This is a genomic window from Micromonospora sp. CA-240977 (genome assembly GCF_050942285.1).
Taxonomy (GTDB): Bacteria; Actinomycetota; Actinomycetes; order Mycobacteriales; family Micromonosporaceae; genus Micromonospora.
The window spans coordinates 46,906-71,037 of sequence record NZ_CP192055.1 but is presented as its reverse complement, the minus strand read 5'-3'; the positions used below and the strand labels follow the sequence as shown (position 1 = coordinate 71,037).

22 protein-coding genes and 1 tRNA gene are annotated in these 24,132 nt (G+C 71.0%); 8 read left to right on the top strand and 15 right to left on the bottom strand.

Translation table 11 applies throughout. The features are described from left to right. From ACQPWW_RS00350 to ACQPWW_RS00330, 5 genes are read right to left on the bottom strand one after another with little or no spacing between them, the layout of a single operon-like run. On the bottom strand, positions 1-1,506 hold the full coding sequence (locus ACQPWW_RS00350) for a peptidoglycan D,D-transpeptidase FtsI family protein (RefSeq protein ID WP_433127999.1): 1,506 nt from the start codon (positions 1,504-1,506) through the stop codon (positions 1-3). Further along, the gene (locus ACQPWW_RS00345) at positions 1,503-2,993 is read right to left on the bottom strand and encodes an FtsW/RodA/SpoVE family cell cycle protein (RefSeq protein WP_433127998.1); all 1,491 of its coding nucleotides are present in this window, start codon (positions 2,991-2,993) and stop codon (positions 1,503-1,505) included. Before ACQPWW_RS00345 ends, ACQPWW_RS00350 begins: the two co-directional genes overlap by 4 nt. Before the next feature lie 30 nt (positions 2,994-3,023). After that, the gene (locus tag ACQPWW_RS00340; protein ID WP_433127997.1) at positions 3,024-4,487 is read right to left on the bottom strand and encodes a PP2C family protein-serine/threonine phosphatase; all 1,464 of its coding nucleotides are present in this window, start codon (positions 4,485-4,487) and stop codon (positions 3,024-3,026) included. After that, positions 4,484-4,969: an FHA domain-containing protein FhaB/FipA gene (locus ACQPWW_RS00335; RefSeq protein WP_433127996.1), complete on the bottom strand. Its 486-nt coding sequence runs from the start codon at positions 4,967-4,969 to the stop codon at positions 4,484-4,486. Before ACQPWW_RS00335 ends, ACQPWW_RS00340 begins: the two co-directional genes overlap by 4 nt. Before the next feature lie 6 nt (positions 4,970-4,975). After that, positions 4,976-5,764 carry an FhaA domain-containing protein gene (locus tag ACQPWW_RS00330; protein ID WP_007454122.1) on the bottom strand — a complete coding sequence of 263 codons (789 nt, stop codon included), beginning with the start codon at positions 5,762-5,764 and terminating at the stop codon, positions 4,976-4,978. Positions 5,765-5,970: 206 nt separating this feature from the next. Between ACQPWW_RS00330 and ACQPWW_RS00325 the strand changes: the two genes are divergently transcribed. From ACQPWW_RS00325 to ACQPWW_RS00315, 3 genes are all read left to right on the top strand, one after another. Next, a tRNA-Leu gene (locus ACQPWW_RS00325) sits at positions 5,971-6,056 on the top strand. A gap of 63 nt (positions 6,057-6,119) precedes the next feature. Continuing rightward, positions 6,120-7,235: an NAD-dependent epimerase/dehydratase family protein gene (locus tag ACQPWW_RS00320; RefSeq protein ID WP_433127995.1), complete on the top strand. Its 1,116-nt coding sequence runs from the start codon at positions 6,120-6,122 to the stop codon at positions 7,233-7,235. Further along, complete coding sequence (locus ACQPWW_RS00315; RefSeq protein WP_433127994.1) at positions 7,232-8,038, top strand: WecB/TagA/CpsF family glycosyltransferase; 807 nt, start codon at positions 7,232-7,234, stop codon at positions 8,036-8,038. Before ACQPWW_RS00320 ends, ACQPWW_RS00315 begins: the two co-directional genes overlap by 4 nt. 65 nt (positions 8,039-8,103) lie before the next feature. On the opposite strand, the gene ACQPWW_RS00310 is transcribed toward ACQPWW_RS00315, so the two are convergent. After that, entirely contained in the window at positions 8,104-9,660 is a 1,557-nt protein-coding gene (locus tag ACQPWW_RS00310; protein ID WP_433127993.1) for a S8 family peptidase, read from the bottom strand. A 215-nt stretch (positions 9,661-9,875) separates the two neighbouring features. On the opposite strand from ACQPWW_RS00310, the gene ACQPWW_RS00305 reads away from it, so the two are divergent. Then, complete coding sequence (locus tag ACQPWW_RS00305; RefSeq protein WP_433127992.1) at positions 9,876-10,475, top strand: hypothetical protein; 600 nt, start codon at positions 9,876-9,878, stop codon at positions 10,473-10,475. On the opposite strand, the gene ACQPWW_RS00300 is transcribed toward ACQPWW_RS00305, so the two are convergent. The 3 genes from ACQPWW_RS00300 to ACQPWW_RS00290 form a co-directional block, all read right to left on the bottom strand. Next, positions 10,443-10,844 (bottom strand): hypothetical protein, encoded by a 402-nt coding sequence (locus tag ACQPWW_RS00300; RefSeq protein ID WP_433127991.1) that lies wholly within the window; start codon positions 10,842-10,844, stop codon positions 10,443-10,445. The two genes, ACQPWW_RS00305 and ACQPWW_RS00300, sit on opposite strands and share 33 nt — an antisense overlap. Positions 10,845-11,055: 211 nt before the next feature. Next, the gene (locus ACQPWW_RS00295) at positions 11,056-11,277 is read right to left on the bottom strand and encodes a DUF397 domain-containing protein (protein ID WP_433127990.1); all 222 of its coding nucleotides are present in this window, start codon (positions 11,275-11,277) and stop codon (positions 11,056-11,058) included. Further along, positions 11,247-12,128, bottom strand: a complete 882-nt coding sequence (locus tag ACQPWW_RS00290) for a helix-turn-helix domain-containing protein (RefSeq protein WP_433127989.1) — start codon at positions 12,126-12,128, stop codon at positions 11,247-11,249. Before ACQPWW_RS00290 ends, ACQPWW_RS00295 begins: the two co-directional genes overlap by 31 nt. A gap of 628 nt (positions 12,129-12,756) precedes the next feature. Between ACQPWW_RS00290 and ACQPWW_RS00285 the strand changes: the two genes are divergently transcribed. Both ACQPWW_RS00285 and ACQPWW_RS00280 read left to right on the top strand, forming a co-directional pair. Beyond that, complete coding sequence (locus ACQPWW_RS00285; RefSeq protein ID WP_357809296.1) at positions 12,757-13,041, top strand: hypothetical protein; 285 nt, start codon at positions 12,757-12,759, stop codon at positions 13,039-13,041. A 109-nt stretch (positions 13,042-13,150) separates the two neighbouring features. Next, entirely contained in the window at positions 13,151-13,606 is a 456-nt protein-coding gene (locus ACQPWW_RS00280; RefSeq protein WP_433127988.1) for a hypothetical protein, read from the top strand. A gap of 7 nt (positions 13,607-13,613) precedes the next feature. On the opposite strand, the gene ACQPWW_RS00275 is transcribed toward ACQPWW_RS00280, so the two are convergent. Both ACQPWW_RS00275 and ACQPWW_RS00270 read right to left on the bottom strand, forming a co-directional pair. Beyond that, the gene (locus tag ACQPWW_RS00275) at positions 13,614-14,477 is read right to left on the bottom strand and encodes a PASTA domain-containing protein (RefSeq protein ID WP_433127987.1); all 864 of its coding nucleotides are present in this window, start codon (positions 14,475-14,477) and stop codon (positions 13,614-13,616) included. Positions 14,478-14,643: 166 nt separating this feature from the next. Further along, positions 14,644-15,330 (bottom strand): PASTA domain-containing protein, encoded by a 687-nt coding sequence (locus tag ACQPWW_RS00270; RefSeq protein ID WP_433127986.1) that lies wholly within the window; start codon positions 15,328-15,330, stop codon positions 14,644-14,646. A gap of 126 nt (positions 15,331-15,456) precedes the next feature. Between ACQPWW_RS00270 and ACQPWW_RS00265 the strand changes: the two genes are divergently transcribed. After that, positions 15,457-16,872 (top strand): hypothetical protein, encoded by a 1,416-nt coding sequence (locus tag ACQPWW_RS00265; protein ID WP_433127985.1) that lies wholly within the window; start codon positions 15,457-15,459, stop codon positions 16,870-16,872. Positions 16,873-16,897: 25 nt separating this feature from the next. Here the strand turns inward: ACQPWW_RS00265 and ACQPWW_RS00260 are convergent, their stop codons facing one another. After that, the gene (locus ACQPWW_RS00260; protein WP_433127984.1) at positions 16,898-18,376 is read right to left on the bottom strand and encodes a glutamate--cysteine ligase; all 1,479 of its coding nucleotides are present in this window, start codon (positions 18,374-18,376) and stop codon (positions 16,898-16,900) included. A 296-nt stretch (positions 18,377-18,672) separates the two neighbouring features. Further along, positions 18,673-19,254 (bottom strand): YceI family protein, encoded by a 582-nt coding sequence (locus ACQPWW_RS00255; protein ID WP_355028515.1) that lies wholly within the window; start codon positions 19,252-19,254, stop codon positions 18,673-18,675. A 99-nt stretch (positions 19,255-19,353) separates the two neighbouring features. Here ACQPWW_RS00255 and ACQPWW_RS00250 point away from each other — a divergent pair, with 99 nt between their 5' ends. After that, on the top strand, positions 19,354-19,860 hold the full coding sequence (locus tag ACQPWW_RS00250; RefSeq protein WP_433127983.1) for a MarR family winged helix-turn-helix transcriptional regulator: 507 nt from the start codon (positions 19,354-19,356) through the stop codon (positions 19,858-19,860). A 229-nt stretch (positions 19,861-20,089) separates the two neighbouring features. Here the strand turns inward: ACQPWW_RS00250 and ACQPWW_RS00245 are convergent, their stop codons facing one another. Continuing rightward, positions 20,090-22,780: an ATP-binding protein gene (locus ACQPWW_RS00245; protein WP_433127982.1), complete on the bottom strand. Its 2,691-nt coding sequence runs from the start codon at positions 22,778-22,780 to the stop codon at positions 20,090-20,092. A gap of 131 nt (positions 22,781-22,911) precedes the next feature. Continuing rightward, entirely contained in the window at positions 22,912-24,060 is a 1,149-nt protein-coding gene (locus ACQPWW_RS00240; RefSeq protein ID WP_433127981.1) for an acyl-CoA dehydrogenase family protein, read from the bottom strand. Between the last annotated feature and the right edge of the window lie 72 nt (positions 24,061-24,132).

The window sequence follows — 24,132 nt, the reverse complement described above, 5'->3', positions numbered from 1 at the left end:
TCAGCGACCCCCAGGGTCGGCGATGGCGGCCCGCATGATCTGGCCGGCGATCCGGGCTGCCTCGCCGCTGCCACCGGGGCCGGCCTGCTCGAGCATCACGCAGACCGCGGAGACCGGTGTGCCGTTCTTGTCCAGTGCGAAGCCGATGAACCAGCCGTGGTCCGGCCGGTCCGGCGCGGACTGCGCGGTGCCGGTCTTGCCACCGACCGTGTAACCGCTGATCGCGGCCTTCCGGCCGGTGCCGTTCTGGACGACGCTGACCATCATCTCGCGCAGGTCGGCGGCGATCTGCGGCTCGACGGGCTGGCGCAGCTCCCGTGGCTTGGCGGTGTAGTAGCTGGTGGTCCGGTCCGGGGCGAGCTGCTGCTGGACCAGGTACGGCCGCATCTGGCTGCCGTTGTTGGCGATCGCACCGGCGATCATGGCGCCTTCGAGCGGGGTCATCCGGACGTTGTTCTGGCCGATCGAGGACTGGGCCAGTGCGGCCTGGTCGGTGCTGCCGTCCGGGTTCTGCATGTCCCCGGTCCGGCTCGCCGCCGTGGACAGACCGTCCTCGCCGAGGTGACCGACGGTGAGGCCCTCCTGCTCGAAACCGAACTGGCGGGCCTTCTCCTTGATCGTGTCGGCGCCGAGCCGCACGCCGAGCTGCGCGAAGCCGGTGTTGCACGAGTCGGTGACCGCCTCCAGCAGGGTGACCTTGGGCTCGGGGCAGATCGACGATTCGGCGTTGCGGATCGGGGTGCCGGAGGTGGGCGGCGTCCACGTGGAGCCGGCCGGGATCTGGGTGCTCTTGCCGACGCCGTTCTCTAGCGCCGCCGCGGCAACCACGATCTTGAAGGTGGAGCCCGGCGGCAGTGTCTCGCTGAGCGCCCGGTTCTTCAGGGGGCCCGCCGGGTCCTGATCCAGCTTGTTGAACGCCGCGGCCGCCTCGCTGCCCGTGTGGCTGGCCAGCGGGTTCGGGTCGAAGCTGGGCATGGAGACCAGCGCCTGCACCGCGCCGGTACGGGGGTCGATGGCGATGGCCGCGCCCTTCTTGGCCCCCACCTGGTTGTTACGCAGCTGGTTGTAGGCCGCGTCCTGGGCCCGCTTGGAGAGGCTGAGCAGCACGTTGCCGCCACCGGTGTCGTCGCCGGTGAACATGTCCTTCAACCGGTCGCCGATCAACTGGTCGCTGGTGCCGGCCAGGAAGTCGTTCTCCACCTGCTCGATGCCCTGGTCGGCAAGGTTGACCGGCTTGTAGCCGAGCACGTGGGCGTACTCCGCGCCGCCCGGGTAGGTGCGCAGGAACTTCAGCTTGCCGGTGGTCTCCTTGCTGGTGGCCAGCGCGGTGCCGCCGGCCTCGATGTTGCCGCGCTTGCGCTTGTAGTCGGCAACCTGGACCCGACCGTTGTAGTCGCTGGTCCGGTACTCGTCGGCCTTTTGGAACTGCACCCAGTTGAGGTTCGCGAAGAGCAGGCCGAACAGGACCATGACGACGACGCCGACGCGGCGCAGTGGTGCGTTCACGGCTTGATCACCTCCGTGGGAGCACCGTGCAGCTGCTCCGGCGCGCCACCGGCGGGTCGGGCAGCCTTGCTGGCGCTCCCGCCGACCGGCCGGCGTGCTCCGTCGGAGACCCGCAGCAGCACCGCGATGAGCAACCAGTTGGCCATCAGCGACGAGCCACCGGCGGACAGGAACGGGGTGGTCTGACCGGTCAGCGGGATGAGCTTGCTGATCCCGCCGACGATCACGAAGACCTGGAGGCCGAGGGTGAACGCGAGACCGCCGGCGAGGAGCTTGCCGAACGAGTCCCGGACCGCGAGCGCGGCCCGCAGCCCCCGCTCCACGATCAACAGGTAGACGACAAGCAGGGCGGAGAGGCCGAACAGGCCGAGCTCCTCACCGAGGCCGGCGAAGATGAAGTCGTTCTGCACCTCGGGCAGGATGTCCGGTTGGCCGCCGCCCGGCCCGGCGCCGAAGAGCCCACCCGTGCCCAGGGCGAGCAGCCCCTGCACGAGTTGGTAGCCCTTGTCGGTCGGGTCGGCGAACGGGTCCAGCCAGATCTCCGCCCGGACGTAGAAGTTGGCGAACGGGCCGCCGACCGTCGAGCCGAGGAAGTAGGCGAGGTAGGCCCCACCGAAGAAGAGGACCAGACCGATCAGCAGCCAGCTGACCCGTTCGGTGGCGATGTAGAGCGTCACCACGAACATGCCGAAGTAGAGCAGCGAGGTGCCCAGGTCCTTCTCGAAGACGAGGACCAGGAGGCTGACCAGCCAGACGCCGACCACCGGGCCGAGGTCACGCCCGCGCGGGAAGTCGATGCCGAGGAACCGTCGACTCGCCAGCGAGAGCACCTCGCGCTTGCGGACCAGGTAGTAGGCGAAGAAGACGAGCAGCGCCAGCTTGGCGAACTCACCCGGCTGGATGGAGAAACCACCCACCCGGATCCACAGCTTCGCACCGTTGATCTCGGAGATGCTCGACGGCAGCACCGCCGGGAGCATCACCAGCACGATGCCAGCCAACCCAAGGGTGTACGAGTACCGGGAGACCGAACGGTGGTCGCGCATGAGGGCGAGCAGACCGGCGGCGAGGATCACCGCGGCGAGCGTCCACGCCAACTGCCGACCACCGATGCCGGCGAAGATGGCCAGGCTCTCCCGCTCGGCGACCGGGGCGTCGCCCAGGTCGATCCGGCGGAGGAAGCCCACCCCGAGCCCGTTGAGCAGGGCCACCGCCGGCAACAGCGCCGGGTCGGCGAACGGGGCGAGGAATCGGATGACCAGATGCAGACCGAGGAAGACCGCACCGAGCGCGGCGGCGGGCATCCAGAAGTCCGGGGTGACGGTGTCCAGCAGGTTCGCCTCGACGGTCGCCCCGTACGCGGCCACCAACGCCATGGCGAGCAGCAGCAGGGACAGCTCGGCGTTGCGGCGCGACCGCGCCAGGCGTACGCCGGACTGCTCGCCCGCGGTGGCGGGCGAGGATGCCGGTGTGGCCGCTACGGTCACAGGTGGAGTCCTCGGGATCTCAGCCGACGCTCACTCAGGAGACCGGCAACCGGCCGGGTCGAGCGCCGGCGTGGCCGAGTCGGAGGGCGTGTTGTCGGGCGTGGTGGACGAACCGGTCGCACCGACAGCGGCGGTGGCACCGACGGTCGGGCTTGCGCTGACAACCCCGTTTGAGGTCGGAGACGCGATGGTGCTCGGGCTGCCGTTCGGGCTCGGCGATGGGTCGGCCGGGGTCGGCGTGCCGCCCGCCGAGGCGGTCGGATCGAGCGGGCAGAGCGGCTTCAGGTTGGGGTTGCTCGGGGTGTCACTGGTCAGCTCGGCGAGCTGGCGCTCGGCGTCCGGCTCGCTCTTGGCCCGGATGCCGACCTTGACGGTGTCCTGCGCCGCGACAGTGAGGTCGTCCAGTCGGGTGCCGCTGCGGCGGTGCACGGTGGAGAGGTCCATCCCGGCGATCTGACCCTGGACGCCACGGAAGACGGCGACCTGGCCCTCCTCGGTGGCACCCACGTAGTACTGCCGCTGGGTGTACGTCCAGCCGGCGAAGGCACCGCCACCGATGATCACCAGCAGGGCCAGCGCCATGGCGGCGGTCCGCACCGGACGGCGCTTCGGCCGGTCCGGTTCGTCGTCCGAGGTCGCTGGCTCCTCGGGGGCGGCCGGACGCGGCGCGGCGAGCGCGGAGGCTCGGGCGGCCGGTGTGGAGTTGTCCGCCGACGTCGCCATACCGCGGTCCCGAGCGGCGGCACCGCCGACGATCGGGCTCGCCTCGACGATGTCCTGGTCCGTGGCGTCGGCGATGATCACGGTGATGTTGTCCGGTCCGCCGCCGCGCAGCGCGAGCTGCACCAGCCGCTCGACGCACTGCTGCGGGTCGGTGTACTCCCGCAGGGTCTCGCCGATGGTTTCGGCGCTGACCACACCCGACAGGCCGTCGCTGCAGATCAGGTACCGGTCGCCGGGCAGCACCTGGCGCACCGAGTACTCCGGGTCGATGTCCCGGCCGTCGAGGGCCCTGGTGAGCAGCGACCGCTGCGGGTGGCTGCTCGCCTCCTCGGCGCTGATCCGACCCTCGTCGACGAGCATCTGGACGTACGTGTCGTCCTTGGTGATCTGCGCGAAATCGCCGTTGCGCAGCAGGTAGGCCCGCGAGTCGCCGATGTGGACCATTCCCAGCTTGCTGCCGGTGAAGAGGGTCGCCGTCAACGTGGTGCCCATCCCCTCCAGCTGCGGGTTGGCGTCCACCGTGTCGCGGAGTTGTTGGTTGGCGGTGCCCACGGCCGAACGCAACGCGTCGACGAGAGCGTCCCCGGGGACGTCCTCGTCGAGCGGCGCCATGGCACCGATGACGATGTTGCTGGCGACGTCACCGGCGGCCATGCCGCCCATGCCGTCGGCAACGGCGAGTAGCCGCGGCCCGGCGTAGACGGAGTCTTGATTACCGTCTCGGATCAGACCGCGGTCGCTGTGGGCCGCATAGCGCAGGGTCAGAGTCATGGCCGTAATTCGAGGGAAGTGCGGCCGATCCGGATCGGCACGCCGAGGGGGACGGGGGTTGGTCCGGTGACCTTAGCGCGATCGAGGTACGTGCCGTTAGTCGAGCCAAGGTCCTCGACGTACCACTGCCCCTCACGCGCCACGAGCCGGGCGTGTCGCGCGGAGGCGTAGTCGTCGGTGATGACCAGGGTGGAGTCCTCAGCTCGACCAATGGTGATCTGCGCGTCACCGAGAGTGATCCTCGTGCCGGCCAGCTGACCGGCTGTCACTACCAGCTGATGCGCCGCCCTGCCCCGCTTCACCTTTGCCGGCTTCGCCGCCTGCCCCGTCGAGGCGCCGACCGCGCGTGGCGCGGCCACCAGGCGACCCGAGCGGGCGCCCGCGAAGAGATCCCGCCGGATCACGCCGACCACTGTGAACACGAAGATCCACAGCAGGATCAGGAACCCGAACCGGGCAACGGTGATGACCAGTTCCGGCAAGGCGGGTCAGCCGTCCACGCGGAAGGTCAGCGTCGTCGTGCCGAGCTGGACCATGTCACCGGGGTTGAGCGCGACAGCGGAGACCCGCTGCCCGTTGACCATGGTGCCGTTGGTCGAGCCCAGATCGGTCAGCACGACCTGGCCCCCGTCGAAATCCAACCGGGCGTGTCGCCGGGAGATGCCGACGTCGGGCAGACGCAGGTTGGCCTGATCGCCGCGACCGATCACCGTCGACCCCATCTGAAGGGGGTAGGTGCGACCGTCGCCGGAGACCAGCCGCACGTTGCGACCGCCACCGTGCCCGGGCGGAGGGCCGTAGCCGCCGCCCTGGTCGTACGCGGGGTAGGCGGGCGGGCCGGCGTCATAGCCGGGTGCCGACACCGGGGCGACCTCGCCGCCGGTGTAGACCTCGGCTGTGACACGGAACATGCCCGTGTCCAGGCCCTCGCCTCGCTCGATCTCGACGATCACGTCGCCATAGACAGTCCAGGCCTGCTCGCCGATGAACTCCGCCTGCGACTGGGCCAACTCCTGGGCCAGCGCAGCGGCGTACGGCGCCAGCCGACTGTGGTCGAACGGCGAGAGATCGATCACGTAGCGGTTGGGCACCAACGTGCGCCCACCGGCCAGGATCGCCTTGTGCGCCTCGGCCTCCCGCTGCATGGCGTTGAGGATCTCCACGGGGTGGACCACCCCTTTGAAGACCTTGGCGAAGGCCCCTTCGACCAGGCCTTCCAGACGCTTCTCGAAGCGTTGCAGCACGCTCACCGGCTCCTCCTCGGGTCCCGAGGACATGATGGTATCCGGCCGGCGCGCGCGCAGCTCACACGCCGCTCGGCCACCTGCTCTCGGCCCGTTCGGAAGGGCCGGGATTGCCGTGCTAATCTTTCGTCCGCCACGAACGGTAATCGTTCGTGGCGAGCGTCTGGGACAGCGTAGTATTCCCGGGGCCGTTGGAGACAGCGGGGCCGGGGCGGCTAGAGTGTTCCGGGTTGTGCCACGGGGATGTGGCGGAATGGCAGACGCGCACGGTTCAGGTCCGTGTGCCCGAAAGGGCGTGGGGGTTCAACTCCCCCCATCCCCACCACGACGAGGGCTCCGCTTACCGCGGGGCCCTTCCGTCATATCGGGGCGGGCCGGGCGTCACGCTATGCTGCGATGGATTCTGTCTCCGATGGACCAGGAGTGGCGTGTGAGTGTCGCGTTGGTGACAGGGTCGGGTGGCCTGATCGGCTCCGAGGCGGTCCGGCACTTCGCCGGCCTCGGTCTGGACGTCGTCGGCATCGACAACGACATGCGCCGGTATTTTTTCGGCGAGGACGGCTCCACATCCTGGAGCCTTGAGCGGCTCGCTCGTGACCTGGGCGACTCGTACACCCATTTCGCTGTGGACATCCGGGACCGGGACGGCCTGGAGCAGGTCTTCAAGAAGTACGGCTCGGACATCGCCGTGGTGATCCACAGCGCTGCTCAGCCGAGCCACGACTGGGCGGCCAAGGAGCCGTACACGGACTTCGACGTGAACGCCGGTGGCACGCTCAACATCCTGGAGAACACCCGCCGGCACGCGATCGACGCGCCGTTCATCCACTGCTCGACAAACAAGGTCTACGGCGACCGGCCCAACAGCCTGCCGCTCATCGAGCTGGAGACACGGTACGAGCTGCCCGAGGACCACCGGTGGTACCAGGGCATCACCGAAGAGATGTCGATCGACCACTCGCTGCACTCGGTCTTCGGCGCCTCCAAGGTCGCGGCGGACGTGATGGTCCAGGAGTACGGGCGCTACTTCGACATGAAGACGGCCTGCTTCCGAGGCGGCACGCTGACCGGTCCGGCGCACTCGGCGGCCGAACTGCACGGGTTCCTGGCGTACCTGATGCGCTGTGTGATGGAGGGTCGGACATACAACCTGTTCGGCTACAAGGGCAAGATGGTCCGGGACGCGATCCACTCCCGTGACGTGCTGAGCGCGTTCGAGGCGTTCTTCCGGGCCCCGCGCTCCGCGGAGGTCTACAACCTCGGTGGCGGCCGGCACTCCAACACCTCCCACATCGAGGCGTTCCGGATCGCCGAGGAGATCACCGGCCGCGAGGCGCAGATCAACTACGTCGAGCAGAGCCGCACCGGCGACCACCAGTGGTATGTCAGCAGCATGGCCCGGTTCGAGGAGCAGTACCCGGACTGGAAGATCAGCTACGACGTGCCGATGATCCTGCGGGAGATCTACGAGGCCAACGTGGGTAAGTGGGTACCCAAGGCATGACCGCGCGGACCAAGCGCAACGTGCTCGGCGTCCTGGTCGACGCCACCGACTACGCGACGGCGACCGACGCGGTGGTGACGGCGGCGCACGAGCGGCGTCCGCTGGCGCTTACCGCGTTGGCCGTGCACGGCGTGATGACCGGGGTGCTGGATCCGGCGCACAACGCGCGACTCAACTCCTTCGACGTGGTCACGCCGGACGGGCAGCCGGTGCGGTGGGCGCTCAACCTGCTGCACCACGCCGGGCTCTCCGACCGGGTCTACGGGCCGACGCTGACCCTGCACGTGCTGTCGCGCTTCGCCGACGAGGGGCTGCCGGTCTACCTGTACGGCTCGACCGAGGAAACCCTCGGCCGGTTGATCCCGGCGCTGGAGCGGATGTTCCCGGCCCTGAAGATCGCCGGGGTGGAGCCGTCCAAGTTTCGGGCCGTCCAGCCGGGTGAGGACGCCGAGATCGCCGACCGCATCCGATCCAGCGGGGCCCGGCTGGTCCTGGTCGGGCTGGGCTGCCCGCGCCAGGAGGTCTTCGCGTACGCCATGCGGCCGCTGCTGGACATGCCGTTGATGGCGGTCGGCGCGGCCTTCGACTACCACGCCGGGTTGCTCCGCCAGCCCCCGCGCTGGATGCAGCGTGCCGGTCTGGAGTGGTTCTGGCGTCTCGGTCTGGAGCCGAAGCGGCTCTGGCGCCGCTACGTCATCCTCAACCCGGCCTACCTGAGCCGGCTCGTCGCACAGAAGGTCGGCCTGTGGAAGGCCCGCCCGCCGGCGCCGGCCACCGAGCGGCCGGCCACTTTCTCGGTCTGATCCGATCCGTACGACGCGAGGCCCCACCCGGTCCACCGGATGGGGCCTCGGTCGTGAAGGACCGGTCAGACGGTCAGGGTCCAGGTGTTGATGTAGCCGGTGTCGGCCGCGTAGGTGTCCCGCACCTGAAGCCGCCAGACGCCGTCGGCGGCCTCACCGGAGACGTTTGCCGTGTACGTGGCGACCACGTTGTCGGCGCTGTCCGAGGTGCTGCTGTTCTTCAGCCGGTACGCGCTGCCGTCCGGCGCGAGCAGGTCGATGACCAGGTCACCGCGGTACGTGTGGACGATGTTCACAGCGACGGTGGAGGCCGACGAGGCGTTGCGTCCACAGCCGGAGATGGTGATGGAGCTGGTCACCGCCGAGCCGGCGTCCGGGATCGACACGTCGGAGCCGTTGGTGCCGGTGCAGCCGGTGGGCGGCGGCGGGGTGGTGCCGGTGCCCACGTAGAGCAGCAGGTTCGGCGAGCCCGAGCCGGGGTTGGTGACCACGTTGGGTGTCGCGTTGGCCACCAGCTGGTTGCGGACCTGCGCCGGCGTCCAGCCCGGGTTGGCGCTTGCCACCAGGGCCGCCGCTCCGACCACGTGCGGCGTGGCCATCGAGGTGCCGCTGATCGTGTTGGTCGCGGTGTTGCTGTTGTACCAGGCCGAGGTGATCGACGAGCCGGGCGCGAAGATGTCCAGGCAGGTGCCGACGTTGGAGAACGACGACCGGGCGTCCGAGCTGGTCGTCGAGCCCACCGTGATGGCCTCCGTGGTACGCGCCGGCGAGGTGTTGCACGCGTTCGCGCCGTTGTCGTTGCCGGCCGCCAGGCCGTACGTCACACCCGAGGCGATCGAGTTGCGCACGGCGTTGTCGAGCGAGGTGTTCGCGCCGCCGCCGAGGCTCATGTTCGCCACCGCCGGCTTGATCGCGTTCGCGGTGACCCAGTCGACGCCGGCGATCACACCGGCGTTGGTGCCGCTGCCGGCGCAGTTCAGCACCCGTACGCCGACGAGTTGGACGGCCTTGGCCACCCCGTACGTGGACCCGCCGACGGTGCCGGCGACATGCGTGCCGTGCCCGTTGCAGTCGTCTGCCGCTCCGCCGTCCACCGCGTCGTAGCCGGACGTGGCCCGGCCGCCGAAGTCGTTGTGGGAGAACCGGATGCCGGTGTCGATGATGTAGGCGTGCACGTTGCTGGCCGTGTTGGGGTAGGTGTAGGAGCTGTCCAGCGGCAGGTTGCGCTGGTCGATCCGGTCCAGGCCCCAGGAGGGTGGGTTGGCCTGCGTGCCGGAGATGGACACCGTGTGGTTCTGCTCGACGTACGCCACCGCCGGGTCGGCCGCGATCCGCGCCGCCGCGCTCGCGCTCACAGTGACCTCGAAACCGCGCAGCGCGGCGCCGTAGGTGCGGGCCACCGTGCCGCCGTGGCGGCCGGAGAGCCGCTTCGCGGTGTCGCCGACCCGGTCGCGGGCCACGGCGCTGTCCTTGAGAACGACGATGTAGCTGTCCGGCACGGCGGTGGCTCCGCCGGCGGCCCTGACCACACCGGCAGGTTCGGCGGCCAGGGCTGGCGTGCCGACGGCGAGCACCGTCGCCGTGGCCACCCCGACCAGTACGGACCTTCGTGGAAGACCCATCTCCTACCTCCCTCTGACCGATGGCGGAACGTGACCACCGGTCCCAACATCAATCGACGCTTGCCGATCTAGCTGAGGGTAGGTCAGCGACCGGGCAGTTAAACATGTCGGAACGTCCATATCTCCGTGCGATGCCCCCTACGGGCCGGACGTCCGGGGCGGACCGGGGACCGGCCCGGATTCGCCTCACCGTGATTCGGGAAAGACTCTCGAACATGGAGAGTCACCTCACCATCCTGCTTCCGGTAGCCGCCATCTGGCTGGCCGCCGGCGTTGTCGCCGACGGGCTTCCCCGGCTGCGTAACACCCGCGTGCTGCGCCGGCGTACCGGATGGTTGCTGGTGCTGGCCGTCACCGGCGTGGCGCTCACCGCGGCCGTGCTCGGCGGCGGTCTACTCAGTGCCGGCACCGCGCCGGTCGACCGGGCCGCCGCCGGGCTCACCCTGGCCGCCGGCCCGGCACTGGTGGCGACGGTCTGCTCGCTGCGACGGATCCGCCGGCTGTGGGCCGGGGCGGGCGCGTTCGCCAGCGCCCCCGGCACGCCAGCGCCACACGGGCTGCGCGCCGCCGCGGCCCACCCGCTCGTCGGCTTGCCGCTCCAGGTGACAGCCCTGACCATGGTGCCGGCGGTGATCGGGGCGGTCGGCTCCGACCTCGGCGCCGACCCGGGTGTCACCGGGCCGGCGATCACCGTGGGCGCGCTCGCGGTGATCGCCATCGGAGTCCGGCACGCGCTACGGCACAGCCGGTTCGCCGAGCGGGCCCAGCCCGTCGCTCCGCGATCAGCGCGGACGACCAGCCCCCTGCACGTATAGCAACTCCAGGATCGCCCTTGTCGCCTCGAACCAGCGGTCCAGCCAGTCCGACGGTGGCAGGCTGCCCTTCGGCGGCAACTCCATCAGCAGGCCGCGGAGCAGTGGATGGTCGGCCAGCGATCCGCTGGGCTCCATCGGCCAACCGTTTGGCGGAAACGACGGCTCCACCAGTGGGTTCGGGTCCAGCGAGGGCAGCGAGAGCGGAATGTCCGCCGACTCCGAGGCCGACGTGTCCCGCCCGCTCATCTCCTGGTCGGTCGACACCACCTCGGTCAGTACGCTGTCCCGACGCGCCCCGCGGTACTTTCCACCGAACCGCTCCGGTTTTCCCGGACCGTTGGTGAGATTGTCTGACCCGATCGTCGTCATCCGTCTCGCCTACCTCGCTCGGTTGCCGGTCGGTGCGACGGGTCGTCGACCTGCGCCGTACCGACCAGTTCAACGAGACGGGCCGCCTGTGGCGACGGGAATCCCGGCGGAACCTCGCCGACCGTCCCCAAACCCACCCGATCCTTTCCGGACACGGCAAGGACCCCCGTCCGGATTCGAATCCGGACGGGGGCCTCGGCTGACCACGCGGTCAGGCCGCGCCGAACGCACCGCCTCGGGTGCCGCCGACGAAGGCGTGCCAGTCACTCGGTGCGAAAACCAGGGCCGGGCCCGCCTTGTCCTTCGAGTCCCGCACTCCGACCGCCCCCGTCACGTACGCCACCTCGACGCAGTTGTCACAGTTCGGCCCGCTCTTCGAGCTCTTGAACCATGCTGCCTGCGTCAGGTCCACGGGGAACCTTTTGGTCGCCATTTCCACAACGGCTCCTCTGCCAGTTTTGCGATGTGTGCGACGGACTCCTCAGGACGTATGGCCGCAGCGCGGATGTGATCGAAGATGAAGCTGTACTTCTGCAGTTCGTCGCTCTTCTCGAGGAAAAGCCCACCCGTGGCGTTCTCCGCGTACACAACATCCGGATCACCGGGCTCAGGGAAGCTGAGGATCGTGAAGGTGCCGTCCATGCCGGCGTGCGCGCCTACCTCGAAGGGCAGGATCTGCAGCGTCACGTTCGGCAACTCGGCCGCCTCGACCAACCGCTTGAGTTGGCCACGCATCACCTCGTCCCCGCCTACCGGCCGACGTACCACCGCCTCATCGAGTACCACCCACAGATCGACCGGATCGTCCTGGGTCAATAACGACTGACGGCCCAGACGGACACGCACCCTCTGGTGCACCTGATCGGCGGTGAAGTCTGGCCGAGCCGCGCGGATCATCGCCCCGGCGTACTCCTCGGTCTCCAGAAGACCCGGCACGACCTGCTGTTCGTACGCCCGGATCGAACTCGCCGCCGCCTCCAGCCCGACGTACGCGCCGACGAGCACCGTGCTGTACGGATGCCACCAACCTTTTTGTCGGGCCTCCCGGGCGATCTGCACCAGCTCGTCGCTCTCGGCGCCGACCACCCCGTAGATCCGCAGCATGTCCCGGACGTCGCGGGGCGTGGCGGTGGTGTGCCCGGTCTCGATCCGCGAGACCTTCGACGCCGAGCACTCCAACTGTTCGGCGACCACCTCGATGGTGATCCCGGCGGACTCACGCTGGCGGCGCAGCTCGGCACCGAGCCGCCGCCTTCTGATGGTGGGACTGCGCCGCTCACTCATCGCGCAACCCGTGAGTCGCTGGTCCCCGCCGCTGGCTGCTCGACCCCACTCGGGCTACCTCCGGTCGACGCGCCACTGGCTGACACCCGCCGGGGGCGCGACCGTCGTCCGGCGAGCGTTCGCGACGAAAGGGGGTGGTGCCGGTCCTCGGCCGGCCGCGACGGGCGAAACCGGCTCCCAGTGTGCCGTCCGTACGCGGAAGGCATCAATAGGCCTTTCGCGGGACTCGCTCACGTATCGGCAAAAGTCGACGTGCAACTTGCATGAAGCACGTCCCTGATGCACTCTGTCCGTATGGCACGGGTTACTCAGCGTCTCGGCCCGCTCCCTCGCAGTGGTGACCCCACCGCGGCGGGGAAGCCCGGCACAGCGCGGGCCCGGCCAGCACGACCGAGACGTGCTCCGGGGTAATGACCCCGCCGCTGCAAGCCGGCAAGCTGCGGCGGCGGGCGCGGTTCCCGGAAGCATCCGGGTGGTGGTCGGGTGGCGGCACGCCACCAGCGAGGTACGGCCCGACCACCACCATCCGCACCACCGGTTCACGAGGCACGACCCCGTCACCGGCCGAGACGTCCCCCGTTCAGGCACCGCCGGCGCAGCTGCCGGCCAATCCTCCCCAGGAGCCCATGTGCTTCCCCGCACCGGTGACGTACTGCTCGTGACTCGCGCGGCGAGTGTCCAGTTCCTCCGGCCCATCAAGTTCCGGGTGATCCGGGTGCTGGACTGGCCCACCTACGACGGTTGGCTCTGGCTCGACGGCTACGAGTTGAACGCCGCGGGCGACGCGGTCAACCGACGGTCGATCTTCGTCCAGCGCGACGGGTTGCAGCAACTGCAGGCAGCCCCCGAACCCCGCCCGCACACCGTCCGGGCCCGGCGACCGGTCACCCGTACCCCGCTCCGGGTCGGCTGACCGACCCGACCCGATCCGCCGCCGGTGGGCGTGCCGTCGCCATAGAATTGGTACGCCCACCCCGGCACCGTTCCACCCGCGCGTCCAGGACCCTGACCCTGGGATGGTCATGGTCAATCAGCCCGCCCTGCGGCGGCACCACCGCTCCCGTATCGCCTACGCATGTGGACTACTCGCCCTCCTCGGGGCGATGGTCACAGCCCTGATCCTCGTCCGCGACCCGGCGATGTCGTCCACCCGGCTGACCGCACCGGTTCCCGCACCGGAGATCACCGTGATCGACGATCACCCGCCGACGGACGACGGTCCACCGGCAGCCGAGGAACCCGACTGGTTCGGCGCCGACAGCTCGGACACCAGTGCCGCCACCACCGACCCGACCGGGTCGGTCGCCGGCCGTGGCGCCGGCGGCCAGTCCGACGGCCGTCAGCAGCTCAGCGAAGCGGCTCCGGCCGGGCACACCGCGACGGACACCCGCCGCTCCCTGTTCTGGTCCGGGATCTTCGGCCTCGCCATCTCACTGGCCGGCCTCGGCCTGGTCGGCACCCGACGGCGAATGTGGTGACCACCGGTCAGGGCGTGCTCGTCACCGTCGGGCTCGGCGCGGTCGGGCTCACAGCGGTCGAGGGCCGAGCCTGCGAGATGATCAACAACACCTCGTCGTCGGTCGACACGGGCGTGCCCGTTCCGGGCTCGGTGCCCACCACGATCCCCGGCGGCAGCTCCGACGGCCGGTACACCACCCGGTAGGCAAGGCCGAGCCGGCCCAGCAACCCCTCGGCGGTGGCCTGCGGCAGGCCGGCGAGCGGCGGCACCGGCACCTCGACCGGCGCGCTGGTGGCCGGCGGGCTGCTCGGCGCCTCGCTGGTCGGCGCCGCCGAGGAGGGCGACGCGCTGGTCGGCGCGGCACTTGTGGCACTGGCTGGCGGGACCGACGGGGTGGGGCCCGGATCGTCCCGGTCGTCATCCTGGTTGGCGAGCACCAACCAGAGCGCCCCGCCGAGCAGGCCGGCGAGCACCAGCGCGAGAACACCCCACAGGATCGGCAGCCACCATCGCCGGCCGCCCTGCTCCTCGACGTACCACTCCCCGGCGGGTTCATCCGGCCGGGGCGGCCGAACCTCGGCACGGCCCGACCACGACGGCGCTGTCGACCGCTCCGCGGGCAGCCGCGTCGTCTGGTCGCCAGGCGTAGCTGGTGCGGCCGACGTGGTTGGCGTGCGCGGCGGGGTGGCGGCGGAACGGTCGATCGGCATTGTCTGGTCGGGCGACCCGGCGGGACGAGCCGGGACAGTCCGGTCGATCGGCGCCGTCTCGTCCGGCTCGCTGGTGGGTCGGGTCGGTCGCGGTGGCTCCGCCCGGTCGGCGGGCGGCGGCAGTGGGCGGGTCCGGTCGTCGTGCTCGCCGGCGGGAGGCTCCTGGGGGTCGTCGCTCATCGCACGTCCTTTCCCGAACCGGACGGGCGTCATGGCCCTCGACCGTCAACCTAGTCGCCCAACCCGCCGTCGGCGGGGATCAGCGTGCCGAGCCGCGCCGCGGGTACGTCGCTCCTCCTCGGCACGCACCTCCGGCCGCGACGACGATCAGGTCACCGGTGTGCGATCAGAGAGTCGGCTTCGCCGTCGGTTGTTCGGGTGCGTCCGCCCCACACCAGATGCTGACCTCGTCGTTCCACCGGGCCGGGCCGTCCTCGACCGGCTCCTGCCGGGCGACCTTTCCGCTGCGGCCGCTGAGGTAACGCGGGTAGAGACCCTCGTCGATCAGCTCGTCCACGGCTTTGGCGCAGTCCTTTCCGACCACGTCCGGCACCTCGGCCTCGGGCGCTGGCCCCGCCACCTGAAGTTGCACAGTCGTGCCCCGGGCAACCGGGGTGCCCACGACCGGCGAGGTGCTCTCGACCGTACGACCGGCTCCGCCGCCGAAGACGAGCCGCCAGCCCAGCCGTTGCTCGCGCAGCGTGTCCCGGGCCTGCACGAAGTCGGTGCCGAGCACCGGTGGCACGGTCAGGCCGGCTCCCTTGGTCGCCGTGGCGGAGGTCCGCACGGCCGACGGCGTGGTCCGGCCGGTGCTCGGCCGGGGCGCGGTGGCCCGGCTGGTCGGCGGGCCGGTCGTGGTCGCGGCGGCCAGCGGATCCCCCGAGGGGTCGTCGCCGTCGCCCGCCAGCAGCCAGCCGCCGGTCGCGCCGATCGCGGCGAGCAGCACAACTGCCAACCCACCACCCAGCCACAGGCTGGCCCGGCTCGGGCCGCCGCCCGCGGCCTCCTGCGGGCCCGTGTTCGTGTCCGTCATACCGCCCACCGCCTCATCACCGGCGACCGTACCGTCCGCCGCCCAATCCGCCGCACCGACGGTCCGTCCATCCCGGCGGGTCGCTGCGACTCGCCGCGCCGACGACGGGACGTTACGCTGCCCGGCATGGCCAGACAGGGCTGGGGAGTGTCGATCGCGACCGCGGTCGGGGTCGCTGCCGGCGCGGGCGCCGCGCAACTGGGCTTCGGCTACGGGCTCGGCGTCATCACCTGGACGCCCACCGATGCCGGAGCCACCGACACGGCCTGGGCCGACGGCCTCGCCTGGGCCACCTGGCTCGCCGCCAGCTCGACGGTCCTCGGCGCGGTCTGTGCGCAGCGGTTGCACAAGCGCGGAACGCCGACGACCGCCACGCCACCGATGACCGGTCCGAAGACGACAGAGGATTCCGACCCGCCGACCGCCACGGACCCAGCTGCCGCCGACGGGACCGACCCGGAGCCGGCGGACAGCCGGTCGCCGCAGGTGACCGAGGCGCCGCAGGTCGCCGAGGCGCCGTCCGCCGAGCGGGGTGGGTTGCTGCGGCGGGTGGTCCTGGCGCTCGGCGCCGGGATCGGCGGGCTGGTCACCGTCCTGCTGATCGCGGTTCCCGCGCGGGTCGCGACCGGCGCCGACACCGGGGCACCGCAACGGACCGCCGCCGTGCAGGCGGCGCTGGGCATCCTGATCGGCGTGCTCGTCGCCACCTGGGCGCTTCGCTCCCGGGCCGCCGCGATCAACGTGACAGCGACGGCCGCCTGGCTGTGGCTGCTCGCGGTGGTCTCGGTGATCGACGGGGTACGCGTCGGACGGGGGCTGACCGGCGCCCAACTCGGCACCTGGCAGCTCGATCCGGACCACCCGCGGTACTGGATCTCCGACCAGCTCTACTGGCCCGGCGCGCTGTTGGCACTCGTGCCCGCGCTGCTGATCGGCGTGCTGGCCGCCCGGCGGACGGCCCGGACGGCCGGGCACCGCGTCGGGGCCGCGGCCTCCGGGGCCGCCGGTCCGGTGCTCGTCGCGCTCGCCTACCTGACCACCCTGCCGCACTGGTCGACGCTGGGTCCCGCGCAGCTCTCCACCCAGCTGATCGCCCCGTACGCCGTGATCGCCGGAATCGGCGGCTCCGTGCTCGCCGCTGTCCTCGCCGAACGCGCCGAGCGGGGTCGGGCGGCCCACCGAAGCGCGGCGGCCTCGGCCACGAGGACAGAGCGCCGCCCGGTGACTGAGGTCGACTCGACCCGGGCCACAGTGGACGGGCCGACCCCGGCCCATCGGGCCGACCCGACTCCATCGGCCGGACCCGACTCCGAGTCGTCGACGTCCGGCCGGTCCGTCGACACCGCGGGCCGGCGCGGCCGGGCCGACACCGCACCGGCGACAACGGGCTCCGCGGCGGGTGCGGGTGCCGCACCCCGGGTGCCCACGCCGCGTACCGAGCCGGACCTTTCCGGTCCCGCCGAAGCCGCGGAGGATCCGACGCCGAGCGGTCGGCGCACCCGCGCGACCCGCCGGTCCGCCCGCCCCACCACCAGCGACTGAGCCCGGCCGCCGGGCGGCGGTGCGGTCAGGGCACCGGCCAGGTGTGCACGGGTTCGTTGGCGCGCTGGAGTTCCGCGTAGCGCTGGACCATGTGGTGCAGCGCGGCCGTCCGGTCCATGCCGTGCCGCCGCTCCGCCGCCCAGACCGCCTCGGTCTGCCAGACGGCACCGTTGCGGCCGGTGCGGCAGCGTTGCTCGATGATGCCGAGCAGCCGGTCCCGCTGCGCCGGGGCGACGCCGAAGCCGTCCAGGCCGGCCGCGGCGGTGGGCAGTAACCGCTCCAACACCAGTTTGGTGACCGGCACGTCGCCGAGCCCGGGCCAGTGCAGCACCGCGTCGAGGCCACGTCGGGCGGCGGCTTGGAAGTTCTCCTCGGCGGAGCTGAAGGTGAGTTGGCTCCAGATCGGGCGGTCCGCCTCGGCCAGACCCCGCGCCAGCCCGAAATAGAAGGCCGCGTTGGCGAGCATGTCCACCACAGTCGGGCCGGCGGGCAGCACCCGGTTCTCCACCCGCAGGTGCGGCCGGCCGTTCATGATGTCGTAGACCGGGCGGTTCCACCGGTAGACAGTGCCGTTGTGCAGCCGCAACTCCCCGAGCTGCGGCACCCCGCCGGCATGCAGCACCTCCACCGGGTCCTCGTCCTCGCAGATCGGCAGCAGCGGCGGAAAATACCTGACGTTCTCCTCGAAAAGATCGAAGATCGAGGTGATCCACCGTTCCCCGAACCACACCCGGGGTCGTACGCCCTGGGCCTTGAGTTCGTCGGGACGGGTGTCGGTGGCCTGCTGGAACAGGGCGATCCGGGTTTCGGCCCACAGTTGACGCCCGTACAGGAAGGGGCTGTTCGCCCCGATCGCCACCTGCACCCCGGCGATGGCCTGGGAGGCGTTCCAGTAGTCGGCGAAGCTGTCCGGTGCGACCTGGAGGTGGAACTGGAGGCTCGTGCAGGCAGCCTCGGGCGCGATCGAGTCGGTGTGCGTCCGCAACTGCTCGACGCCACGGATGTCCAGCTCGATGTCCTCGCCGCGGGCGCCGACGATCTGGTCGTTGAGCACCCGGTAGCGCTCGTTCGTGGAGAGGTTGTCCTCGACCAGGTGCCCCTCGGTGAGGGTGGGCAGGATGCCGACCAGGACGATCTTCGCGTCGGACTTGGCCGCGCGCTCGTCGGCTCTGGCGATGCTGCCGCGCAGGTCGTGCTCGTAGTCGGCGAAGCCGGTGCCCTCGATCAGTCGGGGTTCGGCGTTGAGCTCCAGGTTGAACTGCCCCAGCTCGGTCTGGAACAGCGGGTCGGCGATGTTGGCGAGGATCTCCTCGTTGCGCATCGCCGGCTCGGCGGCCGAGTCGACCAGGTTGAGTTCGATCTCCAGGCCGGTCATCGGCCGGTCGGCGTCGAACCCGAAGTCGTCGAGCATGAGGGCGAAGACATCCAGGCACCGCCGCACCTTCTGCCGGTAGCGGACGCGATCATCCCGGGTGAAGGCGCCCTGCGAGACGTCCCTGCCCATGTGTCCTCCCGACAGCCGGCGCGGTCGGGATTTTCCGTCCCGGAAAGCGCATTGTGAACCCTCCACGGTAAGAGCGCCCACCTGACCGGGGCCAGAGGCCGACGGCGGTGATCCGACATCGACCGGAGCGGGCGCGCTCGTGGCGCCATCTGTACCCCGTTCGTCGACGGACCGGACGCGATGGCGGCGCGAGCCGCTCGTGACAAATACCACGGTGTCGGCGTCCGCGGCGGAGACGACACCGGGCCCACGCCGACGTGCGGCGTGGGCCCGGTGTACCGGCGGTGCGGGGCGGATCAGGCCTGGCGGACGGCCTCGCCCTCGATCTCGATCTTGATCTTGCGGCTGACCAGCACGCCCCCGGTCTCCAGGGCGACGTTCCAGGTCAGGCCGAACTCCTCGCGGTCGATCTCGGTGCTCGCGGAGAAACCGAAGATGTCCTGACCGAACGGGCTGCGGCCGACACCCTCGAACTCCACCTCCAGCTCGACCGGCCGGGTAACGTCCTTGATGCTCAGCTCACCGGTGAGCACGAACTCGCTGCCACGACGGGACTTGACCCCGGTGCTGCGGAACTCGAGCGTCGGGAACTTCTCCGAGTCCAGGAACTCGGGGCTGCGCAGGTGCGCGTCCCGGTCGGTCTGGGTGGTGTCGATGCTGGCGGCCTGGATGGTCGCGACGACCGACGACTGCAGCGGGTCCTCGGCGATGGTGATGGTGGCGGTCGCCTCCTTGAACTCACCGCGAACCTTGCTCACCATCATGTGCCGGGCAACGAAGCCCACCCGCTTGTGCGCCACGTCGAGGGCGTAGGTGCCAGCCGCCGGGATGGTGAGGCCGTCCCAGTCGCGGGTAACCGCATCGATGCTGCTGGTCATGTTGCTGTCCTCCAGGAGATTGTTTAGTAGCCCAACGACTGCTCAAGCAAATGTAACCGCAACAATATTCCCGCTGTCAAGTACTGCTAGGATTACCGAGTGACCAACGTCTTCGACGATCCCCGGATCACCGCCGTCGGCCTGCTCTTCGAGGCACACGCCGGGCTGTCAGCCCGGTTCACCGCCCAACTCGAGGAGCACGGCCTCTCCGCGGTCGAGTTCGAGGTCATCACCCGACTGGCCCGCTCGCCGGGCAACCAACTACGAATGACCGACCTCGCCGCGCAGACCTCGTTGTCGACGAGCGGCGTGACCCGGGTGGTGGACCGGATGGAACGTGACGGGTTGCTGACCCGCCGGGCCTGCCCGAACGACCGACGCAGCTCGTACGCGGTGGTCACCGCCGCCGGGATGCAACGACTGAACGAGACGCTACCCGGGCACCTACAGATGATCGAGCAATGGTTCACCGGCCAACTCGATCCGAAGGCACTGGCGGCCCTGCTCGACGGGCTGCGGCGGGTGCGCGACGCCGCGCATCCGTGCGCCACCGCCGGCAGCGACGACGTCAGCCCCGAGCAGGAGACCGGCCCCGCCCAGCCCTGAGCGCCGCGCGACGACGGTCTGCCAGCACCGGCAGAAAGACCGGCAGAACTGAGCCAGCCAAGCCGAAGAATTCGGCCTAACCCGACTTTCCGCTCCCGTGGCGGTGGCAGGCTTTCTGCACCGGGGATTCACCGGGGGGTGACGGCGCGGGCGAACAGCGAGGGGTAGCACCAAGGGGGCTCTTCGTCCGCGCCACTCTCCCGCCCGTGGGCAGGGGCACCCGTCCCGCCTATGGCGCTTCCGGGCCACTCCGGGCGGCCGTCAGGGCGTAGAGCAGTCCCGACTCCTGCGGCAGCAGCCGAATGCCGCTCTCCTCGCAGGCCCGATCCAGCCGCTCCAGGACCGCCGGGTCCGCGGTGCTCGCGGCAAGTCCCACCAGTGCCTCCACCACGTCTCGGCGCTCCTGACCTCGGGCGTCCGCGGCGGCGGCGAACCACTCGGCGGCCAACTCCCGGTCACCCCGGTGCAGCGCCAGATTCCCTTCGATCAACGCACAGAGCCCCGCCTCCGGCCCGCCCGCGGACAGCGCCGCATCCTCCACGCGTTGCCTCGGCGCCACCGCCCGCCGGGCCGTCGTTCGCAGCGAATCGGCCGCCACCGCCTCGGCGGCCCCCGCCCGCAGCTCGGTGAGCACCTCTGTCGCCTCCGCGGTCCGCCCGTCCTGAGCCAGCGCCAACCCGATCTTCCCCAGCACCCGACTGCGGCTTTTCGGATCACCCAGCTCGGACAACGCCGCGAGCGCCCGCCGGCCATGGTCCACCGCGTCCGCGTACCAGCCCTCCAGGCGGGCGACCTCGGCTCGATTGGCCCAGGCCTGCACCCGAAGGCGATGCTCCCCACTCTCGGCGGCGAGCCGGTCCATCGCGGCGAGCCTGCGGCGGGCCGCGGCCAGGTCACCGGACCGGATCTCGTGCCAGGCAAGACTGTGCTGGGCCACCGCCAGATCCCGGGTACGTCCGTTGCGGGCGGCCAACCGCAGCGCCGTCTCGGCCTGCTCGCGAGCCTCGTCCTGCCCGCCGACGGAGATCAGCAGGGTGCCGAGGACGTCTCGCGCCTCCAGCTCCCCGGTGACGTCGCCGGCCTGTCGGAAGATGTCCAACGCCGCACGCGCCGTCGACAGCTCCTCGGCGCCGGCGCCGTGCTCGGCGGCGAGCCGGGCAACCCCGAGCGCGGCCCAGCCACGCAGGATCGGATCAGCGTCGGCGGTTTGCGGGTCCGCCAACAACCGCCGCAGCCACTGTCGCCCGGCGACGTCGCGCCCACGGAACCGCCACCAGCGGGTCAGGCACGCCGCCAGCCGCAACGCTGTCAACGGGTCGTCAGTCGTCGCGTGCGCCAGCGACGAGCTGATGTCACCGCTCATCTCGTCCAGCCGGTGCACCGCCTCGGGCAACCGGGGGCCGACCAGGTCGTTCGCGGTCCGCGCCACCAGGCGCGCGATCACCTCGGCGTGCCGACGTCGGATGCAGGTCAGCTCATCCGCGCCGGCCGCCTGCTCGACGGCGTAGTCGCGGACCGCGTCGAGCAGCCGGAACCGGAACGGTCCGGTGCCGCGTACGCTCAGCAACCCGAGCTCGACGAGCCGGTCCAGCAGCGGGACGGGGTCGATCGCCACAGTGCCGTCCCGGTCGGCCTCGTCGCCGAGCATCTCCTCGGCCAGCTCCACCGACCAGCGGTCGTCGAACACGGCAAGCTGCCGCAGTGCCGCCCGCTCGTCGGGCGCCAGCAGTCGGTAGCTGGTGGCCACCGCGTCGCGCAGGGTGACCGACACCGCCGCCGGGCCGGGCTCCGACTCGCTGGATCGACGGGCGGGCGCATCGGGGGCGTTCCAGCCGGGGCGGACCGCCGGATCGGCGGAAGCGGCGAGGTCGAGCACCCGGTGGCCGTACCGGTCGAGCAGCTCGGTGAGGTCGAGCAGCCGACCCCGGGCGGCCATCAGCTCGATGGCCAGCGGCAGCCCTCCCAGCCGGCGGACCAGCGCGGCGAGCGCCGGCAGCTCGTCGGGGGTGGGCGGCTCCCGGCGGACCTGAGCCAGCCGGGAGGTGAACAACGCGACAGCCGGCCAGGATTCGAGGGTGGCCGCCCCAGCCCGTTCGGCGCCCGGTGGCGGCACGTCGAGCGGTGCGACGGGCCAGACCCTCTCACCCGACAGTCCGACCGGGTGCCGCCCGGTGACAAGCACCCGCAACGAGGGCACGGCACCGATCAGCCGGTGCAGCGCCATGGCCACCGGGCCCGGCGCGTGCTCCACCGCGTCCATCACCAGCAGCGCCGGCCGTCCGGCGAGCCGGGCCACGAGCTCCGTCAGCCGTGCCGCTCTCAGCACGGCCATCGAGGCGGCGAACACGTCCGGCCCGTCCGAGCCCTCAGCGACAAGCATTCCGGCCACACCGCCCGGGTGGGCGGCGGCCACCAGGTGGGCCACCGCCGTTGCCAGCGCGGTCTTGCCGACGCCGGCCAACCCGACCAGGCTGACCAGCCGAGGCCCGCGCTCGGCCGTCAGCATCTCGGCCAGCTCGGTGAGGTCGCGATCCCGGCCGACCAGCGCGACCGGCGGCGGCAGTGCGGCCGGCGGGTTGGTGGATGCCGCCCGCGACGTCGTCCGCTCATCGATCCCGAGCGCCGTCGCCGTGGTGTCCGGCCGGGGTGACTCAACACCGGAGGGGCCGCGGGCGGCGGCCAGGAACGCCGCCCGGCTGGCGCCGGTCAGCGCCAACGCCGTGGCGAGCAGCTCGACGGTGGTGCGTTGCGGCCGGACCGACCGCCCCCGCTCCAGGTCACGCACCGTGCGCACGCCCACGCCGGCCCGGGACGCCAACTCGGCCTGGGTCAGGCCGGCGGCGCGTCGATGCTCGCGGAGCAGCTCCGGCAGGGAGGTACGACCAGCCGGGCTCCGGGACCGATCATGATCCGGAGTCATGGCCACGAAGAGTACGGATGGACTACGACCGCCGGCAGCCGAACGTCGGGCTGCCGACGCCCGTTCGCCGATAATCCGACAGCCCTACGGACAGCCCTGCCAGGGCCGATCGGTAGGCCTGCGGCGGACCTTCAGAGACCCAGATCGCGAGCGATGATCATGCGTTGCACCTCGCTGGTGCCCTCGCCGACCTCCAGGATCTTGGAGTCCCGCCAGAAGCGGGCCACCGGGTACTCGTTCATGAAGCCGTACCCGCCGTGGATCTGGGTGGCCTCCCGGGCGTTGTCCACGGCGATCGTGCTGGCGTGCAGTTTGGCGATGGCGGCCTGGCGCTTGAACGGCTCGCCGGCCAGCATCCGGGCGGCGGCGTCGTAGTAGGCCAGTCGAGCGGTGTGCGCCTTCAGCTCCATGTCGGCGATCTTGAACTGGATGGCCTGGTTGGCGCCGATCGGCCGGCCGAACGCGTGCCGCTCCTTGGCGTACTTGATCGACTCGTCGACGCAGCCCTGGGCGAGGCCGACCGCCAGCGCGGCGATGGCGATCCGGCCCTCGTCGAGGATCCGCAGGAACTGGGCGAAGCCCCGGCCCCGCTCGCCGAGCAGGTTGGCCGCCGGCACCCGGCAGTCGTCGAACGTCAGCTCGTGGGTGTCCGAGGCGGTCCACCCGACCTTCGAGTAGCCCGGTGCCACTGTGAAACCGGGCGTGCCGGTCGGCACGATGATCGTCGACAGCTCCTTGGAGCCGTCCGGGTTCGTGCCGGTCACCGCCGTGACTGTCACCATGGCCGTGATGTCGGTCCCCGAGTTGGTGATGAACGCCTTCGACCCGTTGATCACCCACTCGTCACCGTCGAGCACCGCCCGGGTCTGGGTGCCGGCGGCGTCCGAACCGGTGCCCGGCTCGGTGAGACCGAACCCGGCCAGCGCCTCGCCGCTGAGCAGCCTGGGCAGCCACGTCGCCTTCTGCTCCGGCGTGCCGAACCGGTAGATCGGCATCGCGCCCAGCGAGACCGCCGCCTCCAGCGTGATGGCCACGCTGGAGTCGACCCGGGCCAACTCCTCCAGGGCCAGGCAGAGCGCAAAGTAGTCGCCGCCCATACCGCCGTGCTCCTCGCCGAAGGGCAGGCCGAACAGGCCCATCTTGCCCATCTGGCGGATCACCTCGTACGGGAAGGTGTGCTGCTCGTAGTGCTCGGCGATGACCGGGGCGACCACCTGGCGCGCGAAGTCCCGCACGCTCTCCCGCAGCGCCGCTTGTTCGTCGGTGAGCCGGAAGTCCATCTCATCCTCCTGTAAGGACGGTCCGTCGGGCGCTCGTGACGCCGGGACGGGTCGCTGGGGGTGGGTCGAGGA